The organism is Streptomyces sp. ISL-100 (assembly GCF_018614615.1).
In the GTDB taxonomy this organism is placed as follows: domain Bacteria; phylum Actinomycetota; class Actinomycetes; order Streptomycetales; family Streptomycetaceae; genus Streptomyces.
Genome location: NZ_JAGGOK010000101.1, coordinates 25,559 through 34,904, shown reverse-complemented (window position 1 = coordinate 34,904; position 9,346 = coordinate 25,559). Strand labels below are relative to the sequence as shown.

General features: G+C 71.5%; 9 protein-coding genes. 5 read left to right on the top strand and 4 right to left on the bottom strand.

Annotated elements, in window-relative coordinates; genetic code table 11:
* Window positions 1–35 precede the first annotated feature (35 nt).
* Window positions 36–647, bottom strand: coding sequence for an NTP transferase domain-containing protein (locus J7E89_RS35930; RefSeq protein WP_214980058.1), 612 nt, complete (start codon window positions 645–647; stop codon window positions 36–38).
* Between the two features lie 99 nt (window positions 648–746).
* Here J7E89_RS35930 and J7E89_RS35925 point away from each other — a divergent pair, with 99 nt between their 5' ends.
* Together J7E89_RS35925 and J7E89_RS35920 are read left to right on the top strand one after the other, a co-directional pair.
* The gene (locus J7E89_RS35925) at window positions 747–2,492 is read left to right on the top strand and encodes a serine/threonine-protein kinase (RefSeq protein WP_214980056.1); all 1,746 of its coding nucleotides are present in this window, start codon (window positions 747–749) and stop codon (window positions 2,490–2,492) included.
* A gap of 111 nt (window positions 2,493–2,603) precedes the next feature.
* Entirely contained in the window at window positions 2,604–2,912 is a 309-nt protein-coding gene (locus tag J7E89_RS35920; protein ID WP_214980054.1) for a DUF5955 family protein, read from the top strand.
* Between the two features lie 106 nt (window positions 2,913–3,018).
* Here the strand turns inward: J7E89_RS35920 and J7E89_RS35915 are convergent, their stop codons facing one another.
* Together J7E89_RS35915 and J7E89_RS35910 are read right to left on the bottom strand one after the other, a co-directional pair.
* Window positions 3,019–3,660: a response regulator transcription factor gene (locus J7E89_RS35915; RefSeq protein WP_214980052.1), complete on the bottom strand. Its 642-nt coding sequence runs from the start codon at window positions 3,658–3,660 to the stop codon at window positions 3,019–3,021.
* The gene (locus tag J7E89_RS35910; RefSeq protein ID WP_214980050.1) at window positions 3,660–4,919 is read right to left on the bottom strand and encodes a sensor histidine kinase; all 1,260 of its coding nucleotides are present in this window, start codon (window positions 4,917–4,919) and stop codon (window positions 3,660–3,662) included. Before J7E89_RS35910 ends, J7E89_RS35915 begins: the two co-directional genes overlap by 1 nt.
* 110 nt (window positions 4,920–5,029) lie before the next feature.
* Here J7E89_RS35910 and J7E89_RS35905 point away from each other — a divergent pair, with 110 nt between their 5' ends.
* Entirely contained in the window at window positions 5,030–6,109 is a 1,080-nt protein-coding gene (locus tag J7E89_RS35905) for an ABC transporter permease (protein ID WP_214980048.1), read from the top strand.
* Entirely contained in the window at window positions 6,106–6,795 is a 690-nt protein-coding gene (locus J7E89_RS35900; protein ID WP_214980045.1) for an ABC transporter ATP-binding protein, read from the top strand. Before J7E89_RS35905 ends, J7E89_RS35900 begins: the two co-directional genes overlap by 4 nt.
* 19 nt (window positions 6,796–6,814) lie before the next feature.
* Here the strand turns inward: J7E89_RS35900 and J7E89_RS35895 are convergent, their stop codons facing one another.
* The gene (locus tag J7E89_RS35895) at window positions 6,815–7,615 is read right to left on the bottom strand and encodes an IclR family transcriptional regulator (RefSeq protein ID WP_214980043.1); all 801 of its coding nucleotides are present in this window, start codon (window positions 7,613–7,615) and stop codon (window positions 6,815–6,817) included.
* A 392-nt stretch (window positions 7,616–8,007) separates the two neighbouring features.
* Here J7E89_RS35895 and allB point away from each other — a divergent pair, with 392 nt between their 5' ends.
* A complete protein-coding gene (gene allB / locus J7E89_RS35890; protein WP_214980041.1) occupies window positions 8,008–9,345 on the top strand; it encodes an allantoinase AllB in 1,338 nt (445 codons plus the stop codon).
* The last annotated feature ends 1 nt before the right edge of the window (window position 9,346 follow it).

Genomic DNA, 9,346 nt, shown 5'->3' with positions numbered 1-9,346 from the left:
CAACGGGATGAAACGCCCTCTCAGTGCCACCTCGGTCACTCCAGGTGCCTCAGATCCTCCGGCGTGTCGATGTCGTACGCCGCGGCCACATCCCCGCACTCGACGAGGGTGACCGCGCCCTCGTGCTCCTTCAGATAGGCGCGTGCCCCCCGGTCGCCCGTCGCACTCGTCACGATGTCCGCCCACCGCTCCGCGCCGAAGAGCACCGGATGCCCCCTCTCCCCGTCGTACGCCGCCGCGGCGAGGCTCGAAGGTGTGCGGTACGCCGCCGCCACGCGGCCCACCGCCGCCGCGCCGATCCCCGGCTGGTCGACCAGCGAGACGACCGCGGCAGAGGCGCCCGTACCCGCCAGGGACGCCAGGCCGGCCCGCAACGACGAACCCATCCCCTCGTCCCATTCCGGGTTGTCGACCAGTACACATCCGCTCAGATCGGCCCGCTCGCGCACCTGTGCGGCCGCCGCACCCAGGACCACGTGCACCGGACCGCAGCCGCCCTCGCGCAGCACCCGTACCGCGTGCTCGACCAGCGGCCGCCCCCGGTACTCCAGCAGCGCTTTCGGCCGTCCGCCGAGCCGGCGACCGCCGCCCGCCGCGAGCAGAAGCCCCGCGATGTTGGCGGCCCCGTCATCTCTTGTATGTGCCATGGGTTCTGCATACCGCATCAGGACGGGCGCCGATGGCCCGTCCTTGGATAGGGTGCCGTTCGATTCGATATCGGTGTTCTGCGTGGGAGACATGAGTTGATGAGTGGTCAGCAGCCGGACCGGGGCAGTTCCTCTCAGGTCTTCCAGCCTCTCGGGGGAGACGATCCGACCACCATCGCCGGGTACCGGCTGGCCGCCAAGCTCGGCGCCGGCGGCATGGGCAAGGTGTATCTCTCGTACACACCGGGTGGCCGGCCCGTCGCCATCAAGGTGATCCGGCCCGAATTCGGCGAGGATCCCGAATTCCGCCGCCGGTTCGCCCAGGAAGTGCAGTCCGCGCAGCGCGTACAGGGGCTCTTCACCGCGCCCGTCATCGACGCCGACACGGACGGCGCGCAGCCGTGGCTGGCCACCGCCTACGTGCCCGGCCCCTCGCTCGCCGACGCGGTCGTCGCGCACGGGGCGCTGCCCGTCGAGGCGGTGCTGCTGCTGATCGCGGGCATGGCGGAGGCCCTGCACGTCATCCACGGCGCCGGAATCGTGCACCGCGACCTGAAACCCTCCAACGTGCTGCTCGCCGCCGACGGCCCCCGCGTCATCGACTTCGGTATCGCGTACGCCGCCGACGCGACCTCGCTCACCGGCAGCGGCGTCACCATCGGCACCCCGTCGTTCATGGCCCCGGAGCAGGCCGCGGGGAAGAGGGTGACCCCGGCGACCGACATCTTCGCCCTCGGCCAGGTCGCGGCGTACGCGGCCACCGGATCCCCGGCCTTCGGCGAGGGCACCTCGCACGGGGTGCTCTACCGGATCGTCCACGAGGAGCCCGACCTCAGCGGGGTCCCGGAGCGGCTGATGGAGCTGGTCAGCCGCTGCCTGGCCAAGGACCCGGATGCCAGGCCGTCGGTCACCGAGGTCATCGGGCTGTGCCAGTCGGCCAACGCCGAGACCGTGCTGCGCCGCCCCGAGGACTGGCTGCCGGGCGCGGTCGCCGCCGACATCACGGTACGCGCGGCCGCCCCCGCCCCGGTTCAGACCCCGCCGCCTCCGTCGTCCGCCCCGGCCGCGGCCTACTCGCCCACCACGCCGGTGGGCTACTCGCCCACCGCGCCCGTGGCCCCGGCGACCCCGCCCCCGGGATTCGGCCCGTCCGCGCCGCACCAGCCCCCCGTGCAGCCGCCCCACGCCTACGCCTACGCCCCGACGCAGCTGCCGACGCACCAGCCCCAGACGTACCCCGGACACCCGGCGCCCGCGAAGCCGCCGGCCAAGCGGGGGCCGCTCGTCGCGCTCGCCGCCGCGCTCATCTTCGGCATCGCGGGCGGGGCCACGGTGTACGGGCTGCTCAAGGACGACGGGAAGCAGACGCAGGGCGGCGGCGCGTCGCAGGGCAAGGAGACGAACAACGGGGGCGAGGCCGCCGCCGACCCGAAGCCGGAGTCCAAGCCCGCCCCGAAGCCCGCCGTCTACAAGGGCATCAACCTCACCGCCGGGTACCACCTGACCCTCGGCGACGACGACCTCCGGCCCCAGCAGGGCGAGGACGGTGGGTACGAACTCTCCTACGACACCGGCGGGTATCTCGACGAGGAGACCTGGGAGGGAAGCCTGGCGGTGCTCGATGCGGGGAAGGAGGGATCGCTTGCCGCCTGCCGCGCCGAGACGCGGTACGTGGTGAGCGCTTATGTGAACAAGCTCTCGAAGGGGCGGCAGCTCTGCGTCACCACCGGTACGGGGCACATGGCCCTCGTGACGGTCCAGGGAATCACGGTCGAGGGTTCGCCCAGTGACGACTACCTGACGCTGGACGTGACCGTATGGCGTAACGCCGCCAGCTCTGATTAGGCCTGCCCTCCGCCAAGTGGCGTACAGGGCTCCGATTGGCGTTAACTGACCCCAGCTCATGTGTACGGCGTCCGACCAACGACGTACGGGCTGAACCACTGGGGGAGAACCTTGTTGAGAAGTGTGGAACAGAGGTGCGTGACCGGCAACGGTGAGGACCCGCGCGTTACGGAGCTGCGTGCTGCCGTTTCGCGGTTGCGCCGTGAATTGGCCGGGCACCCCGCCGAATTGCCCGACCGGGGAGTCGCCGAGGACGAACTGGCGTCGCTGCACGCGATGGCGCTGAGCGGCGTGCCCGAGATTATGCGGCTGCGGCGTTCGTTGCTGCTGGTCGCGGGGTCGATCGGCTCGGTCAGCGCGCTGGCGGAAGCGATGACGCAGGTCCGCAACGCGGTGGAACTCTTCGGCCGCCGCGACTAGCGGTGCGGGCGTGTCCTCAAACTCCGGAGGGGCTGGATTTGCCGCTTGCGGCAACTCTCGGCCCCTCCGGCAATTGAGGAGCGGGGTCTGAGGCGGAGCCCTCCAGTCAGCGGCGGATCAGGCGGCGGGCCGTGGCTACCGCCACCGCGGACGTGCGTGAGTCCACGCTCAACTTCGCGTATATGTGCACCAGATGCGACTTGACCGTCGCCTGGCTGAGGAACAGCTTCTTGCTGATCTGCTGGTTCGACAGACCGTCGCCGACCAATTGCAGCACCTCCAGCTCGCGCCGCGTCAGCGCCTGGGCCGGCGTCCGCATCCGGTCCATCAGCCGGTGTGCGACCGCAGGCGCCAGCGCCGACTGGCCGGCCGCCGCCGTGCGTACCGCGCCCGACAGTTCCTCCGGCGGCGCGTCCTTGAGCAGGTAGCCGCTCGCGCCCGCCTCCACCGCCGCCAGGATGTCGGCGTCCGTGTCGTACGTCGTCAGGACGAGCACCCGGGGAGATCCCGGCCGCGCGGTGATCGCGGCGGTGGCCTCGGAACCGTGCATTCTGCCCGGCCCGAACTGCAGGTCCATCAGTACGACGTCGAAGTCGTCCGCCGCCGCGAGCTCCACCGCACGCTCCGCGGTCGGCGCCTCCGCGACGACCAGGAAGTCCTCCTCGGTGTCCAGTACGGCGCGCAGGCCCGCCCGTACGACGGGATGGTCGTCGGCCAGCAGCAGGCGGACCGGGGCGTCGGGGGTCATCACGTGGGGTCTCCAGAGGGCAGGGGCAGGGTGATCGCTACAGCCGTGCCCTGTCCCGGCGCCGACTCGACGCTCAGCATGCCGCCGAGCGAGCGCGCCCGCGAGCGCATCGCCGGCAGGCCGAAACCGCCGCCCGTCCGCGCGTCCCCGGGTGCCAGGGGATCAAAGCCGGCGCCATCGTCCACGACGTCCAGCGCCAACGAGGTGTCCATGAAGCTGAGGGTGATCTCGGCGCGTGTGGCGCCCGCGTGCCGCACCGTGTTGGCGAGCGCCGACTGGGCGATGCGTAGCAGGGCCACCTCGTACGGAGTGGGCAGCTTCACCGGCGTACCGCTCACGCCGAACTGCACAGCGAGCCCGGGAGTCGCCGCGCAAAGCCGCTCCAGCGCGGCCGGCAGCGAGCCGTGCTCCAGGTCGGGCGGGGTCAGGGCCTGTACGAAACGGCGCGCCTCGGCCAGGTTGTCCTGCGCCGCCTCCCGGGCCTGGCGGACATGCGCGGCGGCCGGATCGCCGACGGGCAGGGTGCGCTCGGCGGCGCGCAGCAGGAGCTGGATGCTGGACAGGCCCTGGGCGAGCGTGTCGTGGATCTCGCGGGCCAGCCGCTCGCGCTCGGCCAGCGTCCCGGCCGTCCGCTCGGCGGCGGCCAGGTCTTCGCGGGTCGCGAGCAGTTCGTCGATGAGCTCGCGGCGCCGCTCGCTCTCCCGGTACAGCGCCTGATAGCCGAGGACCGTGGCCACGGCGACCGCGGCGCCGAGCACTGGCCCGATGAACGTTCCGGGCGTCACCGCCTGCCCGTGCAGGACGAAGCCGGCGATGGCGGCGGCCGCCGTCGCGACGACCGCGGTCAGGCCCCAGCGCATCGGCAGCAGGTGCAGCTGGAGGAAGTAGAGCGGGAACGCCGCCCACAGTCCGTCAGGGGACAGGGCCAGCAGTATCAGCCAGGCGAGGCCCAGCGCGGCGAGCCAGACGGCGGCGGCCCGGGGCGAGCGGTCGACGGCCGGGCTCAGCGTGCCGACGGTGTATACGACGGCCATCGTGACGGCCGCGAGTACGACCGCGGCCGCGTCGGGGGCGTCGTCGGCCACGGCCTTCACGGCGGCGAGCGCGATCAGTCCGCCGATCAGCGCGTGCAGGCACAGACGCAGGGCGCGCAGTACGGGAGTGAGGGGCCGGGAGGGGCCGGGCGAGTGGGAAAGGGCAGGGCCGGGGAGGGCGGAGCTGGGGAGGGAAGGGCCGGGTAGGGCAGAGCTTGGTTCCATGGCGTTTCCAGCGTAGGGCTCCGGCGCGGTTGCCCCGTCAATCAAAAGATTGATGTCGCGCCGATCCGTGGCGCGATGTTTTCGCGCGACCCCGCGGCCAGGCTGGAAACATGTTTGTCGCATGGAGAGATCTCCGGTTCGCCAAGGGCCGGTTCGCGCTCATGGGCACGGTCGTCGTACTGATCACGCTGCTCGTCGGGCTGCTGTCCGGCCTCACCGCCGGCCTGGCCAGGGACAACACCTCGGCCATCACCTCGCTCCCGGCCGACCGGCTGGCCTTCGACCGGCCGCCCGAGGGGCAGGAGGTGTCGTTCACCAATTCGTCGGTCGGCGAGAGCGTCTGGCGGCAGTGGTGGCGGCAGCCCGGCATCACCGCCGCCGAGCCGCTCGGTATCCGTACGACCAATGCCCGGGCGGGGGAGCGGACGGCCGCCGTGTCGGTGTTCGGGGTCGAGCCGGGTTCGGGCCTGGCCCCGGCCGTCGAGGGCTTCGGGTCCGGGCGGGTCGTGCTGTCCGTACAGGCGGCCGAGGACCTGGGCGGCGCCGGGGTCGGGGACACGGTGCGGATCGGCGACGTGGAGGAGACCGTCGCCGCTGTCGAGGGCGACGACTCGTACAGCCACACGCCTGTGGTGTGGACTTCGCTCGACGACTGGCAGCGGCTCAGCCGCAGCACGGAGCCGCAGGCCACCGTCGTCGCCCTGACCACCGGCGAAGGCGCGGACCTCGCGGCGGGCGACCGGGCGGCGGGCACCGAGACCCGCAGCATCGACGGCTCGCTGAGCGCCCTCGCCTCCTACGAGGCGGAGAACGGCTCGCTCCAGCTGATGCGCGGCTTTCTCTTCGTCATCTCGGCGCTCGTCGTCGGCGCCTTCTTCACCGTCTGGACGATCCAGCGCAGCGGCGACATCGCGGTCCTGAAGGCGCTCGGCGCCTCCACGCCTTACCTGTTGCGTGACGCGCTCGGCCAGGCCGTCCTCATGCTGGGCGCCGGTACGGTCCTGGGCACCGCACTCGCCACCCTCATCGGCGGCGCCGTCGCCGGCGACGCGGTCCCGTTCGTACTCGAACCGGCGACGCTGCTCGTACCGGCCGCCGTGATAGCGGGCCTCGGCGTGGTCGGCGCCGCACTCTCCATCCGGCGCATCACCGCCGTCGATCCCCTCATCGCACTCGGGAGCGCCCGATGACTGCCCTGCCCCTCCACCAGTCCTTGTCTCTTACGGACGTCACCCTCACCTACCCCGACGGCGACTCCCGTCTGACCGCGCTCGACGACATCACGCTCGAAGCCGCCGCGGGCTCGCTCACGGCCGTCGTCGGGCCGTCCGGCTCCGGCAAGTCCAGCCTGCTCGCCGTTGCCGCGACGCTGGTCTCACCGGACCGGGGGAGGGTGGTCGTCGACGGTACGGACACGGGCCCCCTGAGCCGGGCCGAGAAGGCGGAGCTGCGGCGTACGCGCGTCGGCATCGTGTTCCAGCAGCCGAACCTGCTGCCGTCCCTCACCTCGGCCGAGCAGCTTCAGGTGATGGCTCACGTGGCGGGACGCCCGCCCCGCCAGGTCCGTGACCGTGCGCGGGAGCTGCTGGACGCGGTCGGGCTCGCGGACAAGGCCGACCGCCGCCCGCACCAGCTGTCCGGCGGTCAGCGCCAGCGGGTGAACATCGCCCGCGCGCTGATGAACGAACCGGCGGTCCTGCTGGTCGACGAGCCGACCAGCGCCCTGGACCACGAGCGCGGCGCGGCCGTACTCGACCTGCTGGTCACGCTGACGCGCGAGCGCGGCACGGCGACAGTGCTCGTCACGCACGACCGCGCGCACCTGGAGCGGATGGACTCCACGGTGACGATGGCGGACGGCCGTATCCCGGCCTGACCTGGAGCCAGGGGCCGGGTCAGCCCTGCGTGCCGTTGTTGGTCAGCACGACCGAGAGGTCCTGGGCGACTTCCTGGAGTATCGGAACGATCTTCTCGGTCGCCGCCTCCGTCACCCGGCCCGCCGGACCGGAGATCGAGATGGCCGCGGCCGTGGGGGAGTTGGGCACCGGGACCGCCAGGCAGCGGACGCCGATCTCCTGCTCGCCGTCGTCCACGGCGTAACCGGACCTGCGGACCTGCTCCAGGGCCTCCAGGAAGCCCTCCGGCGTGGTGATCGTCTTTTCGGTGGCGGTCGGCATGCCCGTACGGGCGAGCAGCGCGCGCACCTCCTCCGGCGGGGTGTACGCGAGGAGGGCCTTTCCGACTCCTGTGGAGTGCGGCAGGACCCGGCGGCCGACCTCGGTGAACATCCGCATCGAGTGCTTCGAGGGCACCTGGGCGACGTACACGATCTCGTCGCCGTCGAGCAGCGCCATGTTCGCGGTCTCGCCGGTTTCTTCGACCAGACGGGCGAGGTACGGGCGGGCCCAGGTGCCGAGCAGGCGGGACGCGCTCTCGCCGAGGCGGATCAGGCGAGGGCCGAGCGAGTAGCGGCGGTTGGTCTGCTGGCGTACGTAACCGCAGGCCACCAGCGTGCGCATCAGCCGGTGGATCGTCGGCAGCGGCAGACCACTGCTGGCGGAGAGCTCGCTGAGTCCGACCTCGCCGCCCGCGTCGGCCATCCGCTCCAGCAGGTCGAAGGCGCGCTCAAGGGACTGGACACCACCTGTGGGCGCAGCGGTTTTGGAAGCGTCGGTGGTGGCGTTGGACGACGGCACGTCAACGGTCCTTTCGAGGCGGATGGGCAAGGCAGCAGCCTACCCGCCGCATGCGCGGAGCACACGGTCTGCGTCAAGACGTCCCCGCCGGTCAGAGGGTGTTTGTCCCTGTGTCGGCCGTCACTTCGGAGGATGTGGTGACGCCCCCTTTGTACCTAGCCACCTTCTGTCACGCGAAATTCTACTTCCACTTTGTGGAAACATCCAAGTGTGTGGAGCGCTGTACGCGGCCGCGATGGGCGAGATGGCCGAAGTCATGATCCCCTTGCAGGTCACAGGGGTCTCAGGGGCTGGGGTGGGTCTTGACGGGCCGGAGCCCGAAGTGAAGACTCCTTCAACAGTTCGTTGAATTTCTTGGGACTGAATTTCTCTGTACGGAAGTGAGGGACAGGGTGTCCGACGTGGACCTGGTACTGCGCTCGACGCGCGTCATCACCCCCGAGGGGACGCGCGCCGCATCGGTGGCCGTCGCCGACGGGAAGATCACGGCTGTGCTGCCGTACGACGTCGAGGTGCCGGCCGGGGCCCGGCTGGAGGACTTCAGGAACGACGTCCTGCTCCCCGGCCTCGTCGACACCCATGTCCACGTGAACGACCCGGGCCGCACCGCCTGGGAGGGCTTCTGGACCGCCACCCGCGCGGCTGCGGCCGGCGGCATCACCACGCTGCTCGACATGCCGCTGAACTCCCTGCCGCCGACCACCACGGTCGACAACCTGCGCACCAAGCAGGACGTCGCCCGCAGCAAGGCCCACATCGACGTCGGCTTCTGGGGCGGGGCGATCCCGTCCAACGTGAAGGACCTGCGGCCGCTGTACGACGCCGGCGTCTTTGGCTTCAAGTGCTTCCTCTCACCCTCGGGCGTGGAGGAGTTCCCGGAGCTCGACCAGGAGCAGCTCGCCCGGTCGATGGCCGAGATCACCGGCTTCGGCGGCCAGCTGATCGTCCACGCCGAGGACCCGCACCACCTGGAGACGGCCCCGCAGAAGAGCGGTCCGGCGTACGCCGACTTCCTCGCCTCCCGGCCGCGCGACGCCGAGAACACCGCGATCGAGGGCCTGATCGCGCACGCCAAGCGCCTCGGCGCCCGCGTCCACGTGCTGCACCTGTCGTCGTCGGACGCACTGCCGCTCATCGCCGCGGCGAAGCGTGAGGGCGTACGCATCACGGTCGAGTCCTGCCCGCACTTCCTCACCCTCACGGCCGAGGAAGTCCCGGACGGGGCAACGGAGTTCAAGTGCTGCCCGCCGATCCGTGAGGCCGAGAACCAGGACGCGCTGTGGGAGGGGCTCGCCGACGGCACGATCGACTGCATCGTCTCCGACCACTCGCCCTGCACCACGGACCTCAAGACCCCCGACTTCGCCTCCGCCTGGGGCGGCATCTCCTCGCTCCAGCTGGGCCTGCCCGCGATCTGGACCGAGGCCCGGCGCCGCGGCCGCTCGCTGGAGGACGTCGTCCGCTGGATGTCCGCCGCGCCCGCCGAACTCGCCGGGCTGTCCCAGAAGGGCGCCATCGAGGCCGGCCGCGACGCCGACTTCGCGGTCCTCGCGCCCGACGAGACGTTCACCGTCGACCCGGCGGAGCTGCACCACCGCAATCAGGTGACGGCGTACGCGGGCAAGACCCTGCAGGGCGTCGTCAAGTCGACGTGGCTGCGGGGCGTACGCATCGCCGACAACGGCACCCTGGCCGAGCCGACCGGCCGGCTGCTCGAAAGGAACAACTGAC